The sequence below is a fragment of the Erwinia papayae genome, assembly GCF_058241465.1.
In genome coordinates, this window is sequence record NZ_JBZCHT010000009.1 from 2,092,037 (window position 1) to 2,113,516 (window position 21,480).

21 protein-coding genes are annotated in these 21,480 nt (G+C 52.6%); 5 read left to right on the forward strand and 16 right to left on the reverse strand.

The window, feature by feature from the left end:
* Nucleotides 1–27: 27 nt before the first annotated feature.
* On the reverse strand, nt 28–486 hold the full coding sequence (locus tag AC3RPL_RS14800) for an Lrp/AsnC family transcriptional regulator (RefSeq protein WP_490740558.1): 459 nt from the start codon (nt 484–486) through the stop codon (nt 28–30).
* Between the two features lie 111 nt (nt 487–597).
* On the opposite strand from AC3RPL_RS14800, the gene AC3RPL_RS14805 reads away from it, so the two are divergent.
* Together AC3RPL_RS14805 and queC are read left to right on the forward strand one after the other, a co-directional pair.
* Entirely contained in the window at nt 598–1,638 is a 1,041-nt protein-coding gene (locus tag AC3RPL_RS14805; RefSeq protein WP_261641483.1) for a PLP-dependent cysteine synthase family protein, read from the forward strand.
* Between the two features lie 66 nt (nt 1,639–1,704).
* A complete protein-coding gene (gene queC / locus AC3RPL_RS14810; RefSeq protein ID WP_490740559.1) occupies nt 1,705–2,400 on the forward strand; it encodes a 7-cyano-7-deazaguanine synthase QueC in 696 nt (231 codons plus the stop codon).
* On the opposite strand, the gene AC3RPL_RS14815 is transcribed toward queC, so the two are convergent.
* The 5 genes from AC3RPL_RS14815 to lon form a co-directional block, all read right to left on the reverse strand.
* Nucleotides 2,386–2,796: an acyl-CoA thioesterase gene (locus AC3RPL_RS14815; RefSeq protein WP_490740560.1), complete on the reverse strand. Its 411-nt coding sequence runs from the start codon at nt 2,794–2,796 to the stop codon at nt 2,386–2,388. The genes queC and AC3RPL_RS14815 overlap by 15 nt on opposite strands.
* Nucleotides 2,797–2,901: 105 nt before the next feature.
* Nucleotides 2,902–3,300, reverse strand: coding sequence for a helix-hairpin-helix domain-containing protein (locus AC3RPL_RS14820; protein WP_490740561.1), 399 nt, complete (start codon nt 3,298–3,300; stop codon nt 2,902–2,904).
* 139 nt (nt 3,301–3,439) lie between these two features.
* On the reverse strand, nt 3,440–5,311 hold the full coding sequence (ppiD, locus tag AC3RPL_RS14825) for a peptidylprolyl isomerase (RefSeq protein WP_490740562.1): 1,872 nt from the start codon (nt 5,309–5,311) through the stop codon (nt 3,440–3,442).
* 200 nt (nt 5,312–5,511) lie between these two features.
* The gene (gene hupB, locus AC3RPL_RS14830) at nt 5,512–5,784 is read right to left on the reverse strand and encodes a nucleoid-associated protein HU-beta (RefSeq protein WP_034933460.1); all 273 of its coding nucleotides are present in this window, start codon (nt 5,782–5,784) and stop codon (nt 5,512–5,514) included.
* A 217-nt stretch (nt 5,785–6,001) separates the two neighbouring features.
* On the reverse strand, nt 6,002–8,356 hold the full coding sequence (gene lon / locus AC3RPL_RS14835) for an endopeptidase La (protein WP_490740563.1): 2,355 nt from the start codon (nt 8,354–8,356) through the stop codon (nt 6,002–6,004).
* Here lon and AC3RPL_RS14840 point away from each other — a divergent pair.
* On the forward strand, nt 8,331–8,531 hold the full coding sequence (locus AC3RPL_RS14840) for a hypothetical protein (RefSeq protein ID WP_490740564.1): 201 nt from the start codon (nt 8,331–8,333) through the stop codon (nt 8,529–8,531). The genes lon and AC3RPL_RS14840 overlap by 26 nt on opposite strands.
* An 18-nt stretch (nt 8,532–8,549) precedes the next feature.
* Here AC3RPL_RS14840 and clpX read toward each other — a convergent pair whose 3' ends face one another.
* From clpX to bolA, 4 genes are all read right to left on the reverse strand, one after another.
* A complete protein-coding gene (gene clpX / locus AC3RPL_RS14845; protein WP_490740565.1) occupies nt 8,550–9,824 on the reverse strand; it encodes an ATP-dependent protease ATP-binding subunit ClpX in 1,275 nt (424 codons plus the stop codon).
* Nucleotides 9,825–9,941: 117 nt separating this feature from the next.
* Nucleotides 9,942–10,565, reverse strand: coding sequence for an ATP-dependent Clp endopeptidase proteolytic subunit ClpP (gene clpP, locus AC3RPL_RS14850; protein WP_034933463.1), 624 nt, complete (start codon nt 10,563–10,565; stop codon nt 9,942–9,944).
* A 235-nt stretch (nt 10,566–10,800) separates the two neighbouring features.
* Complete coding sequence (tig, locus tag AC3RPL_RS14855; RefSeq protein WP_490740566.1) at nt 10,801–12,105, reverse strand: trigger factor; 1,305 nt, start codon at nt 12,103–12,105, stop codon at nt 10,801–10,803.
* A 323-nt stretch (nt 12,106–12,428) separates the two neighbouring features.
* Nucleotides 12,429–12,743 (reverse strand): transcriptional regulator BolA, encoded by a 315-nt coding sequence (gene bolA, locus AC3RPL_RS14860; RefSeq protein WP_034933465.1) that lies wholly within the window; start codon nt 12,741–12,743, stop codon nt 12,429–12,431.
* Between the two features lie 167 nt (nt 12,744–12,910).
* Here bolA and AC3RPL_RS14865 point away from each other — a divergent pair, with 167 nt between their 5' ends.
* Nucleotides 12,911–13,489 (forward strand): lipoprotein, encoded by a 579-nt coding sequence (locus AC3RPL_RS14865; RefSeq protein ID WP_034933466.1) that lies wholly within the window; start codon nt 12,911–12,913, stop codon nt 13,487–13,489.
* A gap of 170 nt (nt 13,490–13,659) precedes the next feature.
* Entirely contained in the window at nt 13,660–15,138 is a 1,479-nt protein-coding gene (gene ampG, locus AC3RPL_RS14870) for a muropeptide MFS transporter AmpG (RefSeq protein WP_490740567.1), read from the forward strand.
* 18 nt (nt 15,139–15,156) lie between these two features.
* Here ampG and AC3RPL_RS14875 read toward each other — a convergent pair whose 3' ends face one another.
* From AC3RPL_RS14875 to AC3RPL_RS14900, 6 genes are read right to left on the reverse strand one after another with little or no spacing between them, the layout of a single operon-like run.
* A complete protein-coding gene (locus tag AC3RPL_RS14875; RefSeq protein ID WP_490740568.1) occupies nt 15,157–17,118 on the reverse strand; it encodes a TonB-dependent receptor plug domain-containing protein in 1,962 nt (653 codons plus the stop codon).
* Between the two features lie 39 nt (nt 17,119–17,157).
* Nucleotides 17,158–18,009, reverse strand: coding sequence for a ModD protein (modD, locus tag AC3RPL_RS14880; protein WP_490740569.1), 852 nt, complete (start codon nt 18,007–18,009; stop codon nt 17,158–17,160).
* Nucleotides 18,006–18,686, reverse strand: a complete 681-nt coding sequence (locus AC3RPL_RS14885; RefSeq protein WP_490740570.1) for a class I SAM-dependent methyltransferase — start codon at nt 18,684–18,686, stop codon at nt 18,006–18,008. Before AC3RPL_RS14885 ends, modD begins: the two co-directional genes overlap by 4 nt.
* Nucleotides 18,680–19,459 carry an ABC transporter ATP-binding protein gene (locus AC3RPL_RS14890; RefSeq protein ID WP_490740571.1) on the reverse strand — a complete coding sequence of 260 codons (780 nt, stop codon included), beginning with the start codon at nt 19,457–19,459 and terminating at the stop codon, nt 18,680–18,682. The genes AC3RPL_RS14885 and AC3RPL_RS14890 overlap by 7 nt, the downstream gene beginning before the upstream one ends.
* Entirely contained in the window at nt 19,456–20,463 is a 1,008-nt protein-coding gene (locus AC3RPL_RS14895) for a FecCD family ABC transporter permease (RefSeq protein WP_490740572.1), read from the reverse strand. The genes AC3RPL_RS14890 and AC3RPL_RS14895 overlap by 4 nt, the downstream gene beginning before the upstream one ends.
* Nucleotides 20,445–21,476 carry an ABC transporter substrate-binding protein gene (locus tag AC3RPL_RS14900; protein WP_490740573.1) on the reverse strand — a complete coding sequence of 344 codons (1,032 nt, stop codon included), beginning with the start codon at nt 21,474–21,476 and terminating at the stop codon, nt 20,445–20,447. The genes AC3RPL_RS14895 and AC3RPL_RS14900 overlap by 19 nt, the downstream gene beginning before the upstream one ends.
* Nucleotides 21,477–21,480 lie beyond the last annotated feature (4 nt).

Genomic DNA, 21,480 nt, shown 5'->3' on the forward strand with positions numbered 1-21,480 from the left:
TTTGAGCGAAATTTTCATAAACAACCATCAGTTGAGCGGCAATGCCGTGGTGTATTTGATCTCTTCCATCGCGAAGCTCGACGTTACATCCAGTAAACCCGGAACCCCGTTAACCAGACGTTTGTAAAAGGCATCATAGGATTTCATATCCGCCACCTGAATACGCAACAGGTAGTCATATTCTCCGGCCATACGGTAGCAGCCCATCACTTCGGGCATTTCCTTAACAACCATTACAAACTGCTGATACCAGCTGCTGCTGTGTTGCTGCGTTTTAATCAGCATAAAAGCCGTCAGCGGCAGGGAGAGTTTCTCCGCATTTAACAGTGCCACACGGCCGCGAATATAGCCTTCATCTTCCAGCCTTTTCAAGCGTTTCCAGCATGGGGTGGTCGTAAGATGTACCGCATCTGCCAGCGCCTGCAATGATAATGTGCAGTCATTCTGCAATAGTGCCAGTAACTTCAGGTCAGTTTTATCTGTCATTCCTCTCCCCACGAGAATAACTTTCTCCAGAAAGACGATTATAAAGTAAAAAGAGAAAACTTTTTTCCTGTGTATAGCTTACTCTCTAACAAATTTTACCAGGACATAAAAATGAAAAATCAGTGGGTTTCCCGTGCAATACAAGAGATTAATGCCGACATTCAACGTTCAGCGGATACTCACCTGATTCGCCTGCCATTACCTGGCTATCCTGGCATCTGGCTCTACCTGAAAGATGAAAGCACCCATCCCAGTGGCAGTCTGAAGCACCGTCTGGCACGTTCACTGTTTCTCTATGGTCTGTGCAATGGCTGGATCAAAGAAGGCACACCCATTATTGAGGCGTCCTCGGGGAGCACTGCGGTATCAGAAGCCTATTTCGCCCGGCTGCTGGGTCTGCCATTTATTGCCGTGATGCCAGCCACTACCGCCAGACGAAAAATAGAGCAAATTACCTTCTACGGAGGCCGCTGCCACTTTGTCAGCGACCCCTGCCAGATGTATGCCGAATCAGAGCGGATGGCGCGTGAGCTTAACGGCCATTTTATGGATCAGTTCACCTATGCTGAGCGTGCAACCGACTGGCGTGGTAATAACAATATCGCCGACAGCATTTTTCAACAGATGAAAAACGAACCGTTTCCCATTCCAGAAACCATTGTCATGAGTGCCGGAACGGGTGGAACCTCGGCAACTATTGGCCGTTATCTGCGTTATCAGGGCCATTCCACCAGACTGATGGTGGTGGATCCTGAAAATTCAGTATTCCTGGATTACTGGCATCAGCGTGACCGGTCACTACGTAACACCACCGGCAGTAAGATTGAAGGAATTGGCCGCCCACGGGTTGAGCCTTCTTTTATCGTCGATGTGGTCGACGAGATGATGCGAGTGCCCGATGGGGCGAGCATCGCTACTATGCTCTGGCTTGAAAAGCAGTTAGGACGCAAAGTGGGGGCTTCCACAGGCACAAACGTGTGGGGAGCGCTCCAGGTGGCAAAAAGTATGCTGGCAGCCGGACGCAAAGGCTCAATTGTTACTTTGTTATGTGACAGTGGAGAGCGCTATCTTGACACTTATTACCATCCGGACTGGGTTGCAGAGCACATTGGTGATATCAGCCAATGGCAGCAGCCAGATACGCTGGCATGAGCAGAACTACCCTTCATTGCTTTCAGCAAGTAGTATACCGCGCAGAAAATTAAGAAGGTGAAGAACATGAAACGTGCAGTAGTAGTTTTCAGTGGCGGTCAGGATTCAACAACCTGCCTGATTCAGGCAGTACAGCAATATGAAGAAGTACACTGTGTCACTTTTGATTATGGCCAGCGGCACCGTGCAGAAATTGAAATTGCACAACAGCTCAGCCAAAAACTGAGAGCAAGAGCGCATAAGGTGCTGGATGTTACCCTGCTAAACGAACTGGCTATCAGTAGCCTGACCAGAGACAGCATCCCGGTTCCAGCCTGGAATCCCGACGCCAGCGGCCTGCCCAGTACTTTTGTACCCGGCAGAAATATTCTTTTTCTGACTCTGGCATCCATCTATGCATACCAGGTCGAGGCTGAATCGGTTATTACCGGGGTATGCGAAACAGACTTCTCAGGCTATCCCGACTGCCGGGATGAATTTGTTAAAGCGCTCAACCAGGCAGTAACCCTGGGGATGGCTCGCCAGCTACGCTTTGAAACGCCGCTTATGTGGCTGAACAAAGCAGAAACCTGGGCGCTGGCCGACTACTGGCAGCAGCTCCCGCTGGTACGCGATGAAACCCTGACCTGTTATAACGGCATCAAAGGTAGCGGTTGCGGCAAGTGCGCGGCCTGCAATTTACGTGCTAATGGCCTGAGGGAATATCAAAACAACACCGCCGCCATTATGCAGAGCATGCAAAGTAAGTCAGGCCTTGATTGAGAACATCTCTTCCATTCTGCGTTTAAGCTCTCCTTCCACAGACTGAGCTTTTTGTGTCAGCAAATCGATACAAACAAAGGTGAGTCGCGCATCTGCCACCGCTTCACCACCGGAAGCCAGCGTGACTGTCTGAGCTATTACGCCACTTTTACCACTCAGTTCCAGTAGCTGACTGTTTATATTCAGCTCGTCGCCCAACACTGCCGGGCGACGATAGTTAATATTGATGTTGACCAGCACAAACGCCAGCCGGTTTTCCGTCATCCAGTTAAAAACGTCCAGCTGCTCAAGCCAGGCCCAGCGGGCTTCCTCAAGAAACTCCAGATAACGGGCATTGTTGACGTGCTGATAAACATCAAGATGGTAGCCGCGAACCTTTATCGTGGTCTGATGCATGAATCTGCTCCTGTAAACTGAGATCACCCAAACTGGTATGACCTCATACAGGCTAGCAGAGTGGTGATGCTCAGGAGACGCCCGGCAACAGACTCACGAGAGCGATCACAATTTTAACCGGGAAAGATTTCGCTCCACCAACGCATTCCCGATTCCCGGCACCTCCTTCAACTGTTCAACCCCCGTAAAATCGCCATACTCTTCACGATAACTAACGATAGCCTGAGCCTTTTTCAGGCCAACGCCATTCAGCGCCGCAGCCAGTTCTTCCGCTGAAGCCTGATTGATGCTGACCTTGCCTGCTTCCTGATCTGCCGTTTCTTTTGCAGAGAGAGTCTGACCGTGTAGCGAACCCCATTGAACTGACTGGTTCTCAGATATCGGGCTGGACTGCTGAGGCCGATCGGCTGTTGCCAGCGTACTGGCTGACTCTGCCTGGACGTTGCATGCCGCCACACCAATTAACATCGCCAGGCCTGTAGCTGAAAATCCTCTCTTTTTCATGCTGTTTTCCTCCATGTGTTTGACAGCGAATCCAGGGTACGTCACTCCCCTCAGACCGGCAAATACCAGAAAACAGAAATGGAAAAGGCCGCAGAAGCGGCCTTTGATTTTGCAAAACGTTGCAGAAAAATTGCGAGGCTTACTGCGCCTGAGCTGCTGCACCGTATTTAATTTTAGCGTCCTTACGAAGGTTGCTCAGCAGCGCAGCAAAGGCAATTTGTGCATTATTCTGCGTCACACCCTGCACCATCGCTTTCTTTTGCCCTTCAGCCATGGTGCCGCTGTTAACCTTATCCAGCGCCAGCAGAACCACATTCCCTTCGCCGTCTTCGCTGATCGCATAGCCAGGCTTGTCTTTTTGCGGCAGCGGCATGGCAAATGCGGCCTGGGTAATAGCATCCTGACCCGCGCGGCTTAACGTTTTCTGTGCACTGAAGCTTAATCCAGCCGCTTTCATCGCTTCATCACCTTTGCCGGCTTTCAGTTCGGCCAACAGTTTTCCTGCCTGATCCTGCGCCTCTTTTTGCGCTTTTTCAGTTTTCAACGTATCGGTGATTTGCGCTGTGACTTCACTGAGCGGTTTAACCGTTTCAGGCTTGTGTTCAGTGATGCGCAGGACGAAAGCGCGATCGCCATCAACAGTGATAATGTCAGAGTTGCTACCCGGCGCACCGTTTTCTCCCACCAGACCGCCGTTGAAAATGGCCTGCTCAACCGGTTTAAAGTTAAGCTCTGCTGGCAAAGAATCGTGGCTGAACCAACCCGTTTCTACAGCTTTAGTGCCTGCTGCGGCTTCAGCACCTGCCAGCGACTCATTATCATTGCTGGCGGCATCACTGACTTTTTGCTGCAATTTGTACCAGGCGTCCAGCGCTTTTTCCTGTTTCACCTTCGCAGCGATATCATCATGAACCTCAGTGAGAGGCTTGATTTGTTGCGGCTTCACATCATCCAGCCGGGCGACAATAAAGCCAACCGAAGACTTGATTACACCTGAGAGCTGGCCTTTACTGGTCAGATCGGCATTTTTGAGTTCATCAGGGGTGGTATCCGGTTCCAGCCAGCCCATATCTCCCCCCTGACGAGCAGAGATGGGATCGGCTGATTTCTGTTTTGCCAGCGCAGCAAAATCAGCGCCTTTATTCAGCTCGGCCAGCACGTCTTTGGCTTCAGCCTCAGTTTTGCTCTGAATAATACTGAAACGACTACGTTGAGGCTGGGTGTAATCCTGCTGGTGCTGATCGTACCAGCTCTGAATATCCGTTTCGCTGACCGGTTGCTGCAATGCAGCAGCGTCCAGTTTGATATAGCTGACGCGGAACTGCTCTGGCGACATGAAATTGTTTTTATTCTGCTGATAGTTGTTACTGATTTCCTCTTCGCTAACCGTCTGTTTAGCGGTCAGCGCAGCAACATTAATCGTTGCTTCGCGTACCAGACGCTGCTGAGAAACCAGTGCGGCCAGCGCATCCGTTTCACTGGCAAGCATGAAATCGGTGCCGGTAACGGCAGTAATCAGTTGTTGGGTGGTCAGCTGATTACGTAATGCTTCTGCATAACGATCAGCAGTAAATCCCATGTTGTTGATAATGCCAAGGTACTTGCTGTTATCAAATTTACCGTCAGTCTGAAAAGCAGGCTGGCTGAAAATGGCCTGCTTAACCTGGTCATCGCCAATTGCCAGTCCCAGATTTTTGGCATATTGATCCAGCAAACGCTCATCAATAAGTTGTGAAAGGGCCTGCTGGCGAATTTGCTGCATGTAGCCGGGGTTGCTGGCCAGTACAGAGAACTGATCGCCAAGCATCTGCTGCTGGCGGTTACGCTCATTAGAAAATGCGCTTTCAAGCTGACTACGACTGATTTCCTGACCGTTCACTTTTGCCGCAAAATCGCCATTGCCGCCGATCAGGTAGTTGCCCACCCCGGTCAGAACGAAAGACAGGATGATCAGACCCAGTATAATTTTGAGCACGACATGGTTCGACGCCGCGCGTAAATTGTCCATCATGGTGTGACAACACTCCGCTGTAGTGTGAATGTAAACCTTGAGCTTCGTCCCACATTCCCAGGAACGCTCCACGCCGCTGCGTATCAGGCTCGTTTGTCATTAAACATAAAAAAGGCACATCAGAATTCTGACGTGCCATTATGGTACAGGAGAACACCTTAACAGTCCTCACTACAACCCGAGAAATTACTCAGAATGCCTTAATTAACGGCATCTTTCAGTGCTTTGCCCGCACGAAAACCGGGCACTTTGCCAGCAGGGATAGTAATTTCTTTACCTGTTTGTGGATTGCGACCGGTACGCTCTGAACGCTCACGAACAGAGAAAGTGCCAAAACCGACCAGTGCGACTTCATCGCCCGCTTTCAGAGAATCAGAAACCGAGTCCATGAAAGCATCAAGCACACGTCCAGCGGCTGCTTTAGAAATATCAGCACTGGCGGCGATTTTGTCGATCAATTGTGACTTATTCACTCAATCATCCCCTCTTAAATTATCCACCTCGCGATTGGTTTTACCCCATCACGGATGCGCATCAGTTATATAAGTTTTGTCTGTTGAGCCATAGCAAATATCGCGAGCTCTGGCCTTCACTGGCTAAACAGCACTCTAAATTAGCGGCACAAAAAAAAGCTGGCAAGCCCGAATTTACCTGCCAGCGGTGGTTTTAAGGTGTTTTTGTCTTAAATCACTATTTTGCGGTGGCTACCTGCATGCCATAAGGGGCATTCTGCAACGCCAGCGCCAGCACTTCCTCAATCCGTTTAACCGGATGGATCTCCAGATCGGCAATTACGTTATCCGGGATTTCTTCCAGATCGCGTTTGTTTTCATCCGGGATCAGCACGGTTTTGATTCCGCCACGATGTGCCGCCAACAGCTTCTCTTTCAGGCCACCAATAGGAAGAACCTGACCACGCAAGGTAATCTCACCCGTCATGGCCACATCGGCACGCACCGGATTACCGGTCAGGCAGGAAACCAGAGCGGTGCACATCGCGATACCGGCACTCGGTCCATCCTTCGGCGTAGCTCCTTCAGGGACATGCACGTGAATATCACGCTTTTCGTAAAAATCACCGTTAATACCCAGTTTCTCAGCTCTGGCCCGCACGACGGTCAGCGCAGCCTGAATCGATTCCTGCATCACTTCACCCAGCGATCCGGTATAGGTCAGTTTACCTTTACCCGGCACGCAGGCGGTTTCAATTGTCAGCAGATCGCCGCCGACTTCAGTCCATGCCAGCCCCGTCACCTGACCTACCCGATTTTCGCTATCGGCACGTCCATAATCGTAACGCTGCACACCCAGATAATCTTTCAAATTATCGCCATCGATCCTGATGTGTTTAACCGCTTTGTCCATCAGCAATGATTTAACGGCCTTACGACACAGCTTGGACAGTTCACGCTCGAGGCTACGTACTCCTGCCTCACGCGTGTAGTAACGAATGATGCCCACTATTGCACTGTCATCCACCGTCAGTTCTGTCTGCTTCAGCGCGTTGCGCTCAATCTGCTTGGGCAGAAGGTGTTGCTTCGCGATATTCAGCTTCTCGTCTTCGGTGTAGCCAGAAAGACGGATAACCTCCATGCGATCCAACAGCGGAGCCGGAATATTCATGGAGTTTGAAGTTGCAACAAACATCACATCAGAGAGATCGTAATCTACTTCCAGATAGTGATCGTTAAAGGCAATGTTCTGCTCGGGATCAAGCACTTCCAGCAGGGCAGATGCCGGGTCGCCACGCATATCAGACGACATTTTGTCGATTTCATCCAGCAGGAACAGCGGATTTTTCACCCCGACTTTTGCCATTTTCTGAATGAGTTTGCCCGGCATAGAGCCAATGTAGGTACGGCGGTGACCACGAATTTCGGCCTCATCACGTACACCACCCAGCGCCATACGCACATACTTACGTCCGGTCGCTTTAGCAATAGACTGGCCAAGAGAGGTTTTACCCACACCAGGAGGCCCCACCAGACAGAGGATAGGCCCCCTGCTTTTACTCACGCGACTCTGTACCGCTAAGTATTCCAGGATACGATCTTTCACTCGCTCCAACCCGAAGTGGTCGGTATCCAATGTTTCCTGCGCCTTGACCAAATCCTTCTTGACCTTACTACGCGCATTCCACGGAACCTGCACCATCCAGTCGATGTATCCGCGAACGACGGTGGCCTCTGCTGACATCGGGGACATCATCTTCAGCTTCTGCAATTCGGCTTCCGTTTTTTCACGGGCTTCTTTTGGCATTTTCGCCGCGTCAATTTTGCGTTTCAGCGCTTCATTTTCGTCCGGGGCATCATCCATCTCTCCCAGTTCTTTCTGAATCGCCTTCATCTGTTCGTTCAGATAATATTCGCGCTGACTCTTCTCCATCTGCTTTTTAACGCGGTTACGGATGCGTTTTTCAACCTGTAAAAGGTCGATCTCCGATTCCATCATCGCCATCAGATATTCGAGACGCTCGTTGACATCAGACATTTCGAGCACTGACTGTTTATCAGCCAGTTTCAGCGGCATATGGGCAGCCACCGTGTCAGCCAGGCGGGCCGCGTCTTCAATGCTGTTTAGCGAAGTCAGTACTTCCGGAGGAATTTTTTTGTTGAGTTTGATGTAGCCCTCAAACTGATTAATCGCCGTGCGCACCAGCACTTCCTGTTCGCGCTCGTCAATTTCCATTGAGGCCAGGTACTCTGCCTGAGCAGTGAAGTGATCGCCATTATCTGCAAGAGTGGTGATATGCGCACGTTGCAGGCCCTCTACCAACACTTTTACCGTGCCATCAGGCAATTTTAACATTTGCAGGATGGAAGCTACGGTGCCAACAGAGAAAAGATCGTTAATGCCAGGTTCATCCGTTGAAGCCTCTTTCTGAGCGACCAGCATGATTTTTTTATCATGATCCATGGCGGCTTCGAGACAGCGAATTGATTTCTCACGACCAACAAACAACGGAATTACCATGTGCGGATAAACCACTACGTCACGCAACGGCAACACAGGGATTTCAATGCGTTCAGAACGCTCAGCATTCATAGAGCTCTCTCTCAGTTTAATTTCCGCCAGGGTGATGGGGACTGCTAAAGACAATGTAAAAGGCAGTTTTACCCAACAGGTTTCTGAGTATATGGGGATGGATGCGACACATTCAATGTTAAGTGCGCGAGAAAAACAAAAGGGAGAAAATTTTCTCCCTTTTTGCGATAACTGACTGGAAAGGTTTGGTTAATTATTCGCCAGAAGCCTGCTGTGCCTCGTGCTTACCATAGATCAACATCGGTTCGGTCTGGCCGTCGATCACCGAATCGTCAATCACCACTTTTTCCACGTCATCCATTGATGGCAGGTCGTACATGGTGTTTAACAATGCGCCTTCAACGATCGAACGCAGGCCACGTGCACCGGTTTTGCGGGACATGGCTTTTTTAGCAATTGCCGTCAAAGCTTCATCACGAAATTCCAGTTCCACACCTTCCAGATTGAACAAGGCCTGATACTGCTTGGTGAGCGCATTCTTCGGTTCACGAAGGATCTGAATTAATGCTTCTTCACTCAGCTCGTTCAGGGTGGCAACCACCGGCAGACGACCAATGAATTCAGGAATCAAACCGAATTTGATCAGATCTTCTGGCTCTACCTGTTCCAGCAACTCACCTTCTGTCGCCTTTTGCGATTTACCTTTTACCGCAGCGCCAAAGCCGATTCCGGTACCCGTTTCCACTCGCTGAGAGATGACTTTATCCAGACCGGCAAAGGCGCCACCGCAAATAAACAGAATTTTAGAGGTATCAACCTGCAAAAATTCCTGCTGTGGATGTTTACGTCCACCCTGTGGCGGAACGGCCGCAACCGTACCTTCAATCAGTTTCAGTAACGCCTGCTGTACACCTTCCCCTGACACGTCACGGGTGATGGAAGGATTGTCTGATTTGCGGGAAATTTTATCGATTTCATCGATATATACGATCCCGCGCTGCGCTTTTTGCACGTCATAGTCACATTTTTGCAGCAGTTTCTGAATAATGTTTTCGACGTCCTCGCCGACATAACCCGCTTCGGTCAGGGTGGTAGCATCCGCCATAGTAAAGGGGACGTCCAGCAGGCGGGCCAGCGTTTCAGCCAACAGCGTTTTACCACTACCGGTCGGCCCAATCAGCAGAATGTTACTTTTGCCAAGCTCAATGCCATTGCTGGTATCACCATTACGTAGACGTTTGTAATGGTTGTAAACCGCAACCGCCAGCACCTTTTTCGCTCTTTCCTGACCGATAACGTAGTCGTCAAGATGATGGCGAATTTCATGTGGCGTTGGTAAGGCACTGCGCTCACGATGCGGTGCAACTTCTTTTATCTCTTCGCGAATGATGTCGTTACATAAATCCACGCACTCATCGCAGATATACACTGACGGGCCGGCAATCAGCTTACGCACTTCATGCTGGCTTTTGCCGCAAAAAGAGCAGTACAGCAGCTTTCCTGAACCGTCTTTGCGCTTATCTGTCATCAGTTAACCTCTTCTGTTATCTTCGTCCGCTTTGTACGCGGCGATGATGCCTTAAGTCGGCATCCTCATTCGTCGCTCATGCCCCTCAATAACTATAGACGACAGAGGGGCTGTGGCTTAGCTGCGATGCGTCAGAATTGAATCGACCAGACCATACTCTACAGCTTCGTTGGCAGACAGGAAACGATCGCGTTCAGTGTCACGCTCTATTTCTTCAAGAGTTTTGCCCGTATGTTCTGCCATCAGCTCGTTCATTCGCTGTTTGACCTTGAGAATTTCACGCGCATGAATTTCGATATCCGTCGCCTGGCCCTGATAGCCCCCCAGCGGCTGGTGGATCATCACGCGTGAATTTGGCAGACAGTAACGCTTGCCTTTTGCACCGGCGGTCAACAGAAAAGCACCCATTGAACATGCCTGGCCCATACAGATGGTGCTGACGTCTGGCTTAATAAACTTCATGGTGTCGTAAATCGACATGCCTGCGGTGATCACACCACCTGGCGAATTAATATAAAGATGGATATCTTTTTCCGGGTTCTCGGCTTCCAGAAACAGCATCTGGGCGACGATGAGATTTGCCATATGATCTTCAACCTGACCGGTCAGGAAGATGATACGCTCCTTGAGCAGGCGAGAAAAAATGTCGTAAGAACGCTCTCCACGAGAGGTCTGTTCTACCACCATCGGCACTAATGCCATATGAGGTGCTGTTTGTTCACGTTCGCCACTGTATGACATTATCTGTCTCCTGGATAAATTTCACTTGGCCGGATTCCTATCTGGGGATGCTGCCCCACTGATTCAAGCATAACAACGTTTTTATCAACTGCTAACCAGGAAAAATAGCTTAGTTGATAATTTGCCGGTTTAATGAGCGAATAACGTCAGGAATGTCGCTGTGCGCAATGGATAAAACAAAAAGCCCGCGGTTGTCACAACCGCGGGCTTTTATTTATCCTTGAGAATCAGTGAATCAGGCAGTCTGTACCTGGTTCATTAGTTCCTGGAAGTTTGTTGCTTTTTCCGTCACTTTAGCTTTTTCCAGTACGGCTTCAACCGCCTGTTCTTCCAGAGCAACATTACGCATATTGTTCATCAGCTCGTTGTTTTTGCTGTAGAACTCGACTACTTCAGAAGGATCTTCATAAGCTGAAGCCATTTCTTCAATCAGTGCTTTAACACGGTCTTCGTCGGCTTTCAGCTCGTGGGTGCGAATAACTTCACCCAGCAGCAAGCCAACCACGACACGGCGCTTAGCCTGCTCTTCAAACAGCTCACGAGGCAGTTCCAGCGCCTGCTTCTCGTTGCCACCAAAACGCTGCGCTGCCTGACGCTTGAGCACGTCAATTTCGCTGTCAATCAGAGCAGCGGGCACGTCGATGGCGTTAGCATTGACCAGACCATCGATAGCCTGAGTCTTAACACGGCTACGCACAGCGCCTTTCAGCTCGCGCTCCATGTTTTTACGCACTTCAGTACGCAAACCTGCGACTGAACCATCTTCGACGCCGAAACGCTTGATAAATTCTTCAGTGAACTCGGGCAGTTCACGTTCTTCAACTTTTTTCAGCACGATATCAAACTTCGCTGCTTTACCTTTCAGGTTTTCAGCGTGGTAATCTTCCGGGAAGTTGACGTCGATAGTAAAACTTTCGCCCGCTTTGTGACCCACAACACCTTCTTCGAAGCCAGGGATCATCCGGCCCTGGCCCATGGCCAGAACGAAGTCAGAAGCTTTACCACCTTCAAACTCTTCGCCGTCTACAGAACCGGAAAAATCGAGGGTAGCGCGATCTTCAGCTTCAGCCGCACGGTCGGTCTCTTTCCAGGTCGCCTGCTGTTTACGCAGGGTTTCCAGCATCGTGTCCACATCAGCATCGGTCACTTCTACCAGCGGTTTTTCAACCTCAATTGCTTCCAGACCTTGCAGCTCGACTTCCGGATAGACTTCGAACTCAACGGCATAGGTGAAATCTTCACCCATTTTGTAATCGCCCGGAACATAAGAAGGCGCACCGGCTGGATTGATTTTTTCTTTGATGATGGCGTCAACAAAGTTGCGCTGCATCAGGTCGCCCAGAACATCCTGGCGAACGGAAGCACCATAACGCTGTGAAACGACGGTCATCGGCACTTTCCCTTTACGGAAACCGTCGATACGAACTTTTTTTGCTACGTTGACCAGCTCACTTTTCACCGCGTTCTCGATTACATATTTCCCGACGGTAATCGTAACGCGGCGGCCCAGGCCCTGAGTTGTTTCTACTGAAGCTTGCATCTTAATTACCTCAAAAAATCACGTGCTCGGTCAACTTCAGACCCTACCCGCGCTATGAAGAGCGGAGTTAGAGACTAAGAACCGGGGCGGCTTCTGATATCAGAACCGCACTCCCTGTATCAGAAGCGTCCCGAAGACATTCCGGAAAAAAACAGACGCAGCATTATAGCGGCAACGTCAAAGCGAGTCGAGGCCACACCCACACCCGATTTCAGTATCCCGACAAGTTTTGTCTGATAAAACCGTTGAAACCCCAAATCGGGGGGATTTTGTGACAGGCACAAAAAAGCGGCCCGCAGGCCGCCAGAGAGAGTGATACTGGATCACGCCAGAGTACTGGCCCCGCGACAATTGGGCGAGGCCGGAACCGTGTCCTGCAACCCCTCCCACTCCTTCCTGGTGTAGGTGTGCAGAGCCAGCGCATGGACGCTGCCAGCCAGTTCATCCGCCAGTACGCCGTAAATAGCACGATGGCGCATCAGAAAACGCTGATTAGTGAAACTGTCGCTGACAATCACGACTTTGAAATGGCTTTCTGCACCTGCGGGAACATTATGACGATAGCTCTCGTCATGGACTTCCAGGTGCACGGGAGCAAACGCTGCACTTAACTTTGCTTCTATTTGTTCGCGAACCATACCTTTACTCCTCATGACCGTGAATGACGTGCCTTAACAAGGCGTTACTGGCTGAAAATGCAGGACGATGAATTTACGTCTTATCAGGGCTTCAACTTGTGAAAAGCGATGTTATGATGACCGCCGTAGTGTCTGCACCACACCTTTAAGTCACCGAGAAAATAAGCATGTTAAAAAAAATCATTTTCCCTCTGCTGGCCATCTTCGTTCTGGCCGGTTGTGCAAACAACAGCAACACGCTGACTATTTCCCCAAAAATTCAGTTGCCTCAGCAGGATCCAAGCCTTGGCGGCGTCACCGTCAGCATTAACGGTGCCGATCAGCGCAGCGATCAGGCGCTGGCAAAAGTGAATCGCGATGGTCAACTGGTGACGCTGACCGCAACCCGCGATCTTCGCTTCCTGCTTCAGGAAGTGCTGGAGAAGCAAATGGGCGCACGTGGCTACATGATTGGACCAAACGGCGCAGTTGACCTGCAAATCGTCGTCAATAATCTGTATGCCGATGTCACCCAGGGCAACGTGCGATACAGTATCACTACCAAAGCGGATATTTCCATTATCGCCACCGCCAAAAATGGCAACAAGCAGGTTAAAAATTACCGTCAGACCTACAGTGTTGAAGGCGCATTTAATGCCACCAACGATAAAATCACCAATGCGGTTAACTCCACCCTCAGCGACGTGATTTCAGATATGGCTCAGGACACCAGCATTCATCAGTTTATCAGGCAGAATGCCCACTGACAGAGGATAGTTTAGTCCTGTTTAGCCAGCCCGGGCGGGATATCAACCGTTACCGCAGTGGGCTTCAGGGATCGTCAGGGATGACGCTTAATTTTTTCAGGTTGCCGTCGCACTCTGAGCCAGTAATCCTGTGACGTTTTACGCCTGACGCAGCGTGCTTTAAGGTTCTTATGACCCGTCATTATCTGCAAATTTTTACCCAACGTAATGCTGCCCTACTGCTGGTGCTGGGTTTCGCCTCTGGTTTACCCCTTGCATTGAGTTCCGGCACCTTGCAGGCATGGATGGCCGTGGAAAACGTCGATATTAAAACCATCGGTTTTTTCTCGCTGGTCGGTCAGGCTTATGTTTTCAAGTTTCTCTGGTCGCCGCTGATGGACCGCTATACCCCGCTTTTTTCAGGGCGGCGTCGCGGCTGGCTGTTGGTGACGCAAATCCTGCTGATAATTGGCATTGCGCTAATGGGATTTATGCAGCCCTCGCGTGATTTGACGCTGCTGGCCGCGCTGGCCGTGCTGATTGCCTTCTGCTCCGCATCCCAGGATATCGTTTTCGACGCCTGGAAAACCGATGTGTTGCCCGCAGAAGAACGGGGCAGCGGCGCAGCGATTAGCGTACTGGGCTATCGTCTGGGCATGCTGTTTTCCGGCGGGCTGGCCTTGTGGATTGCCGATCGTTATCTCGGCTGGCATGCCATCTGGTGGCTGATGGCGTTGATGATGGTTCCGGGCGTTGTCGCCACCCTGATCGCCAGAGAGCCGGATAACGCCATCGCCGTACCGGCAACGCTGGAAGAAGCGGTCATCGCCCCGCTGCGTGATTTTTTTAATCGCAATAATGCCTGGCTGATCCTTTCGTTAATTGTCCTTTATAAGCTGGGAGATGCTTTTGCCCTCAGCCTCACCACGCTGTTTCTGATTCGTGGCATGGGATTTGATGCCGGAGACGTTGGCCTGATTAATAAAACGCTGGGGCTGAGCGCGACCATCCTGGGTGCGTTAACTGGCGGTGTGCTGATGCAGCGCATGAGCCTTTTTCGTGCGCTGATGCTGTTTGGCATCCTGCAAGCCGTCTCTAACTTCGCTTACTGGGGACTGTCGGTCACCGACAAACATCTGTACAGCATGGCTGCGGCGGTATTTGTGGAAAATCTGTGCGGCGGTATGGGCACGGCAGCCTTTGTCGCCCTGTTAATGACATTGTGCAATAAATCCTTTTCAGCCACTCAGTTTGCCCTGCTCTCTGCACTTTCAGCGGTGGGCCGGGTATATGTTGGTCCCCTCGCGGGCTGGCTTGTCGAAGCCTGGGGATGGTCGAACTTTTATGCCTTTTCAGTGCTTGCGGCCCTGCCAGGCCTGATGCTGTTAGCAGGATGCAAAACCACACTTACACGGGCACAAAGCGGCGAGGATTTTGCCGTCCGTACGCATTTCCCCCAGGGCTACCGTTGGGCATTACGAGCGCTGAAAACGGGGGTAATGCTGATTGCGGTGGGGCTGGTAATGCTGGCACTCAGGGCAACCGGGCTGTTCGATGCAGGTAAAGCAATTGGCTTGCTGTGGCAAAGCGGCATGGCGCTGGCAACGCTTGGGATTGTCTGCGGTAGTATGCTGGACTATCTGGCCCTGCAAAAACCGTCTTCCCGCTGAACACCGGGCTGGCAGCGTTTAAAAACGGTATTCAATGCCAGCCCAAAATTGCCTTCCCGGTTCGACAAAGCCTTCGGTCAGTTCATATTTTCTGTCGAAGACATTTTTAATTGCCGCGTTCAAAGTAACCCCTTTGCCCGTCAGCAGATCCATGCGCAGATGGCTTATCGCATAGCCTGCGGCCCGACGTGTGCCCGCACTGTCACTGTCGCTGGCAGAGCGCGCTTCTTCGGTCAGCGTCAGGCTCCAGTAATCATTTGGGGCAAAGGTCACCCAGCTGGTCAGCGTCTGCGCAGGCAGATCGGTGATGTTACCCGCTGAGCGCTGTTTTACCCGATGGTTGATGCCGCCATAATTCAGGCCCACTTTTACTTTTTGCCCGACAGCGCCGTGCAGACCGATATCCAGGCAGTAATAGTCCACCTCACCACTGTTGCGGTTCTGGACCGTTTGCCCATCAATATCAATACTGAAAATAGCCCGACTCAGGCGTTGGTAACAGGTGCTGAGTTCAAGACGCCACGCCGGTGTAATCACGGCGCTCCAGCTTAAATCAACACCGAGCGCACGCTCTGGCCTGAGATGTGGATTGACCCGCGCACTCAGGGCATAAGCCGGACGCGAGGTGGTATAGCGTTCCTTCAGCGTCGGAAAGCGAGTGCGATCAAACAGCGAAAAAGAGAGCGTATCCCCACCCGTAAAGTGGTATCTGAACATGCTTTGCCAGTTAAACGCTCGCTGACGGTTAGACGCATAACGAGTGATGCTGCCGTCACTTTCATGTTTCAGACCTTCCCGGCTGTCCCGCCAGTCATAGCTGAAGCCCGCCACCACCTCCAGCATCTCCGTTGCTGCCCACTGATACTCCGTCGCCAGCGACCAGGTTCTGTCGGCATAGCGATCGACCGGCCCTTTTTTAGCACTTTTTTCCCGGTGAACGTCATCTTTCCAGTGAGCGGCAAAAGAGAGCAAATCGCCGTCACGCAGTCCGGCAGAGAGCTGTAACGCAGCCCCGTTGCTGTAGTCATCATAATCGCTGTAACTTCCCTGCTTTTTTTGTCGGGCGGCAGCGGAATTATACATCAGCAGGGTATTCCTGAAAGTATCGTGATAAAGGCGGCTTTTAAGTGAAAAAACGTCGTTGAGGCGTGAATTTCCCTGATAGTAAAGGCTTTGTTTGTCATATTCCGGCCACTGCCAGTAACGCGACTGAACATTGCCGTTTCCGGCATAGGGCGGACTGTTTTTTTCACCCTGTTGGTTATTCCAGCTGAAAAGATACTCATCACCCTCACGAGGGGTCCACCCGAGCCTGACCAACCCATGATTATCCTCAGAGGCCGAATTATCCCGTCTGCCATTTTTTCCGGCAGTTCGATTGCTGATCCCCTGAGGCAGAGCGGTAAAATCCGTTTTTAACTGGCTGGCGCTGAGTTGCAGAAATCCGCTTTCGCCTTTCATTCCCAGCGAGGCATGACTTTCTCTGGCATTCGCTCCCGCTCGGCTCCATCCCTGGCGAACGCCAACGCGCCCCTCAAGGCTTTTCTCTGGTTTGCGGCTGGCAAGATTAATCGATCCGCCCAGCTGATTCGGCCCCTGCAATAACGAGGTGTAGCCTTTGGAAACCTCCAGCGAGGAGAGATCGGCGCTCAGGAAGCGTCCCAGATCGAGATTGCCATCGTAAGGGATATAAACCGGAATACCGTCGAGGTAAACCGGTACCTGGCGGCTGTTGAACCCCCGAACCCTGACCTGCATTTCGTTGCGGTTTCCCGATTTCTCCAGCGTTACACCGGCTACGGTCGCCAGGGCTTCCGCAGCATTATGTTTTTCCAGCTGGGTTATGGTCTCTGCGGTCAGTATGTCCCGACTGGCGGCAACCGGGCTTGACCAGACTTCCAGGATCGGTTCCGCCGCCAGCAGCCTGCCGAAAGAGGCCAGCGCGAGGATGAGAAACAGATTGAAAGATGACGTTTTCATGATCTTTTCCCTGATCAATGGCGGCCACCCGCCCAGGCGTTATCCGTCTGCGGGTTCCATCACCACAGCAATATCTGCCGGAGCCGCATGATAAGGCGCCGAAGTCACCAGCAACCCCACACCGGTCTGCGCCCAGGCTTCAACGTTATCCAGCGTAATTCCCCCCGCAACGGCAAGCCGACAGGAAGGCGCAATTCTTGCCGCAAGCGGCTGTAGCTGTAATACCTGCGGCGTGGTGAACTTGTCCATTTGCAACACATCCGGCAGAGCCTGCAAGGCCGTCTCTGCCTCCGCCGGGGTGGCGACTTCAACAACGATCGCCTTTTCCGGTGCCTGCTGGCGCAGTCTGACCATCATCGCCTCCCAGTCCTTTGGCTGAGGGTAAAAACGGCGATGGTTGGCGAATAGCAGCACCGTTTCCGCGCATCCTGCACGATGAATAATGCCGCCACCGTCCAGCACCGTCTGCATCGACAGCAGCCGGGTGCCGGGGATGATTTTACGGGTACAGGCGATCTGCCCGTGTGCCACATAACGTTGCAGCCGCTGGCGTAGCTGATAAACATAATTTGCCACGCCACAGCTCCACTCCAGCAGATTCTGGACTGCTTTCCATCCCTGATGCAGAGCCGCTGCCTGGCCGGTTGCACACAGCAGGCTGGCCCCGGCTGCCACCACCTCACCATCACTGACCGCATATTCAATATGCAGATCCAGACGCTTGAGCATGCGTTGTGCCAGAGCCAGCGCACTGACACAGCCACCCTGCCGGTGAATAAAGGCCATTCTCCCCCGCTGCCCGCCAATACCCAACGCCCGGCAGGTCAAATCCCCCCCCTGGATATCCTCCAGCAACCACAGGTCAAGCTGAGCGTCGGGTATAAAAATCATTCTGCCTCCCGTAAAGCACAGCGTTGCGGTTGCCAGGAGAGCACCGCCCAGTCGCGATGCGCAGGGTCGCGGATAAAATCCACCTGCGCCTGAATCCCCATCTGCCAGAGCACGTTAACCGCATAAATATAGTTGGGCAGCTCATCATCCTTGTTTCCCTCCCCTGCTGACCGGGTCGAACCAAAAAAGCCACTGACGCTGTGAGTGGTAACGACCCACAGGCGGGCATGTTGATTCAGCTTTAACATGGCCGCACGCAGATCGCCGACCAGCGTGGAGCGCGATGCGACCGCAATATCACACACCGGCACATCGTGCCAGCTGTCCTCCCAGGCACGGTGCAGCAAGGTAACGTTGTTTAATCCCATTGCGGCCGCCTTCTGCCTGGCGACCGCCAGCATCCCTGCGCTGTAATCGATTCCCCATACCTGCTGCAATCGTGAAGCGACATGCAGGCAGACCGTTCCTGGCCCACATCCTACATCCAGCAGCGTGGTGGCTCCGGTGAAATCAATCCGCGAAAGCAATTGTTGCAAATAGGGACTGTCAGGGCGGGCACAGCTGACCGCCATTTCTGCCGCTCTGCTGTCCCAGTACTGCGGACTTTTTTCGCTGCGTTTTGCCTGTCCCAGCTGCTGCTGGTAAAGCGCAGCGAAATCAATATTATCAATCAGCATGATATTTTCTCCTGCGGCCGATCGTGCAGATTCAGATGACGGCAGATCTCTTCTGCTTTTACCTGATAAAGATGCGCCAGCGATGAACTGGTTAACATGACATCCGGCGATCCCACCTGTACGCCTGCCGTGGGACTGACAAACGCCACCCGGTCGGCAATGATCCGGGCATGAACAGGATGATGAGTGGCAATCAGCAACGTCATTCCGCTGACTTTCAGCTGACGGATTTTCTCCAGCAGGGCAATCTGATGACCAAAATCCAGGCTGGAAGCCGGTTCATCCAACAGCATCAGCACAGGCTGCTGCACCAGCGCACGGGCAATCATTACCAGCTGACGCTGGCCGCCACTCAGGGTGGAATAAAGACGCTGTTCCAGCCCGGCAATCCCCAGCGCGGTGAGGATGTCACGCGCCTGTTGCCGCTGCTTTGCGCCGGGCGATGCCAGCCTGCCCAGTCCGGCGACGCTCCCCATGATCACCATATCCAGCACGCTGTAAGCAAACGGACTGGAATGCGACTGAGGCACCCAGGCCACCATCCCAGCCCGCTGCCGGGCTGACCACTCGCGCAGTTTTTTTCCGGCAAGGACGATCTCACCGGCCAGCGGCTTCAGCACACCCGCCACGCTACGCAACAGGGTACTTTTCCCGCTGCCGTTTCCACCTAACAGGCAACAAATCTCCCCTGAGCGGATACTGAAATTCACCTCATGCAAGATGCTGACATCCTGATAACCCAGGGTTACGCGATCAAACTTAACTAAGGTCATTTTCTCCCTCCCTGAAGCAGCAACAGCAGAAAAAAGGGGGCTCCCACAGCAGAAGTCAGGATCCCCAGCGGCAACTCTATGGCCCCGATACTTCGTGCCAGGGTGTCAGTCAGCAGCAAAAAAATCCCGCCTGCATACAAAGAAGCCGGAAGCAGCCGCAGATAACTGGCTCCTACTATCAGCCGACAAATATGCGGCACCACCAGCCCCACCCAACCGATGATTCCGGCAATGGAAACCGCACTGGCAGTCACCAGGGTGGCACTGACGATAAACAGGACGCGCAGGCCAGAGACATTCATTCCCAGCGACTGTGCTTCTTCATCCGGCAGGCTGAGCAGATTGATGCGCCAGCGCAGCAGCAATAAAGGAAATAATCCGCTGATGATGCCCGCAGCCGCCACGCTCAGATCATCGGCAGTAATCGCTGACAGTCCTCCCAGCAGCCAGAAGGTGATGGTGGCCAGCTGTGTATAGGGATCGGCAATAATCTTAATCAGCGAAATGGCCGCGCCGCACAACGAGGCCATTGCCATACCGACCAGCACCAGCGACAACACTGCATCATGACGGCGAACCGTGCCCGCAATCAGACTGGAGAAGGTGACAGTCAGCAACCCACCGATAAAGGCCAGCAACTGAACAATCATCATCGGCATCGCCAGCCAGATAGCCAGACTGGCACCCAGTCCGGCTCCGGCGGCAACGCCGAGAATATCCGGTGAGACTAAAGGGTTGCGAAAGATCCCCTGATAGGCCGCACCGGCAGCCGACAAACCCGCCCCAATCAGTAACGCGGCCAACACTCGCGGCAGACGGATTTGCCAGAAAACCACCGCCAGTTGTGGTGGCTGAGTCGTTACCTCCGTATGAAAAACCAGGCCGATCATTTGCGTCAGCGTCAGCGGAAATGCCCCGGTCCCCAGCGAAACAGCCAGGCAAAACAGCAGGCCCGCTGCGGCAGACAGCCAAATCAGAACCCGGCTCATACGGTATTCAGCCATTGCTGCCACTGACTGCTCTGCGGCTCAGACTGCCAGAACACCCTGAAAAACAGCGCAAGATCCCCGGCAAGCCGGGCTTTTATCTGCGGGTCAAAATGGGCATGTAAACGACGTAATCCCATCAGTCGGTTCACCCCGGGTGGCGCGTTCAGCCAGCCAAATGGATGATGGGGTAACAGCAACACCTGTTGGTGCTGCACTGCGCTGATCTGCTGCCAGAGAGGATCGCGGGTGATGTGTTGCCAGGCCGGACGACTTTGGGTCATCACCAGCTCCGGTTGCCAGTCCAGCAACTGCTCCATGGATACCTGAGCAAGGCGGGATTGGCCCACCTGTTTTGCGACATTTTCCAACCCAAGAAACTCAGCAGCGGCCGTGTGTAATGAACCTTCCAGCCCGGTTTCCTGCCCTTTCAACCCGCGAGCCGAATAAAATGTGCGCCTGACCGTCTGCCGGGCGGCAAAATCCGCTGCCTCGTTGAGGAAACGTTCTGCCAGCCGAGCCTGTATCTCAGCCCTGTCAGCCACCCCAAGTAGCGCTCCCAGCTGTCGCAACTGGCGTGGAGTGGAGGCCAGACCTCCATCCACCAACACCCACGGGATACCGGTTTGCGCACTGACCCGCCCGGCCAGAGAGAGATACGTCGCATCGGTCATACCACAATCAATAATCACATCCGGCGCGATTGCCATTACCCGTTCCAGTGACAGGGTGCTGGCTCTGCCAGCCAGGCGACCCGTTTTGGGCAACCGGCGCATCTTCTCTGGCAAAAATTCATTACCTGGCTGTGCCAGTTGATAAAAAGACAATCCGACCAGTTTTTCTGCCGCCAGCGCCAGCAGCAGGGGATCACCGGGCGCACCAGCGCTCAGCACAGTGTGAATACGTGAAGGAGGAGGAAGCCTGCCAAAAATGAACAGACCAGGTTCAGCGGCCCGGAGGTGTGCGGGCAGAACCGAAAGCAGGGTGCTGGCAGCGAGAAAGCCAGCGAGTCGACGTCGGGTGATATCCATATCA

What these genes read in the sequence shown, in the direction of transcription:
- AC3RPL_RS14800 (WP_490740558.1), bottom strand. Translation starts at nt 486, where the DNA reads ATGACAGATAAAACTGACCTGAAGTTACTGGCACTATTGCAGAATGAC.
- AC3RPL_RS14805 (WP_261641483.1), top strand. Translation starts at nt 598, where the DNA reads ATGAAAAATCAGTGGGTTTCCCGTGCAATACAAGAGATTAATGCCGAC.
- queC (WP_490740559.1), top strand. Translation starts at nt 1,705, where the DNA reads ATGAAACGTGCAGTAGTAGTTTTCAGTGGCGGTCAGGATTCAACAACC.
- AC3RPL_RS14815 (WP_490740560.1), bottom strand. Translation starts at nt 2,796, where the DNA reads ATGCATCAGACCACGATAAAGGTTCGCGGCTACCATCTTGATGTTTAT.
- AC3RPL_RS14820 (WP_490740561.1), bottom strand. Translation starts at nt 3,300, where the DNA reads ATGAAAAAGAGAGGATTTTCAGCTACAGGCCTGGCGATGTTAATTGGT.
- ppiD (WP_490740562.1), bottom strand. Translation starts at nt 5,311, where the DNA reads ATGATGGACAATTTACGCGCGGCGTCGAACCATGTCGTGCTCAAAATT.
- AC3RPL_RS14840 (WP_490740564.1), top strand. Translation starts at nt 8,331, where the DNA reads ATGCGTTCAGAACGCTCAGCATTCATAGAGCTCTCTCTCAGTTTAATT.
- lon (WP_490740563.1), bottom strand. Translation starts at nt 8,356, where the DNA reads ATGAATGCTGAGCGTTCTGAACGCATTGAAATCCCTGTGTTGCCGTTG.
- clpX (WP_490740565.1), bottom strand. Translation starts at nt 9,824, where the DNA reads ATGACAGATAAGCGCAAAGACGGTTCAGGAAAGCTGCTGTACTGCTCT.
- clpP (WP_034933463.1), bottom strand. Translation starts at nt 10,565, where the DNA reads ATGTCATACAGTGGCGAACGTGAACAAACAGCACCTCATATGGCATTA.
- tig (WP_490740566.1), bottom strand. Translation starts at nt 12,105, where the DNA reads ATGCAAGCTTCAGTAGAAACAACTCAGGGCCTGGGCCGCCGCGTTACG.
- bolA (WP_034933465.1), bottom strand. Translation starts at nt 12,743, where the DNA reads ATGGTTCGCGAACAAATAGAAGCAAAGTTAAGTGCAGCGTTTGCTCCC.
- AC3RPL_RS14865 (WP_034933466.1), top strand. Translation starts at nt 12,911, where the DNA reads ATGTTAAAAAAAATCATTTTCCCTCTGCTGGCCATCTTCGTTCTGGCC.
- ampG (WP_490740567.1), top strand. Translation starts at nt 13,660, where the DNA reads ATGACCCGTCATTATCTGCAAATTTTTACCCAACGTAATGCTGCCCTA.
- AC3RPL_RS14875 (WP_490740568.1), bottom strand. Translation starts at nt 17,118, where the DNA reads ATGAAAACGTCATCTTTCAATCTGTTTCTCATCCTCGCGCTGGCCTCT.
- modD (WP_490740569.1), bottom strand. Translation starts at nt 18,009, where the DNA reads ATGATTTTTATACCCGACGCTCAGCTTGACCTGTGGTTGCTGGAGGAT.
- AC3RPL_RS14885 (WP_490740570.1), bottom strand. Translation starts at nt 18,686, where the DNA reads ATGCTGATTGATAATATTGATTTCGCTGCGCTTTACCAGCAGCAGCTG.
- AC3RPL_RS14890 (WP_490740571.1), bottom strand. Translation starts at nt 19,459, where the DNA reads ATGACCTTAGTTAAGTTTGATCGCGTAACCCTGGGTTATCAGGATGTC.
- AC3RPL_RS14895 (WP_490740572.1), bottom strand. Translation starts at nt 20,463, where the DNA reads ATGGCTGAATACCGTATGAGCCGGGTTCTGATTTGGCTGTCTGCCGCA.
- AC3RPL_RS14900 (WP_490740573.1), bottom strand. Translation starts at nt 21,476, where the DNA reads ATGGATATCACCCGACGTCGACTCGCTGGCTTTCTCGCTGCCAGCACC.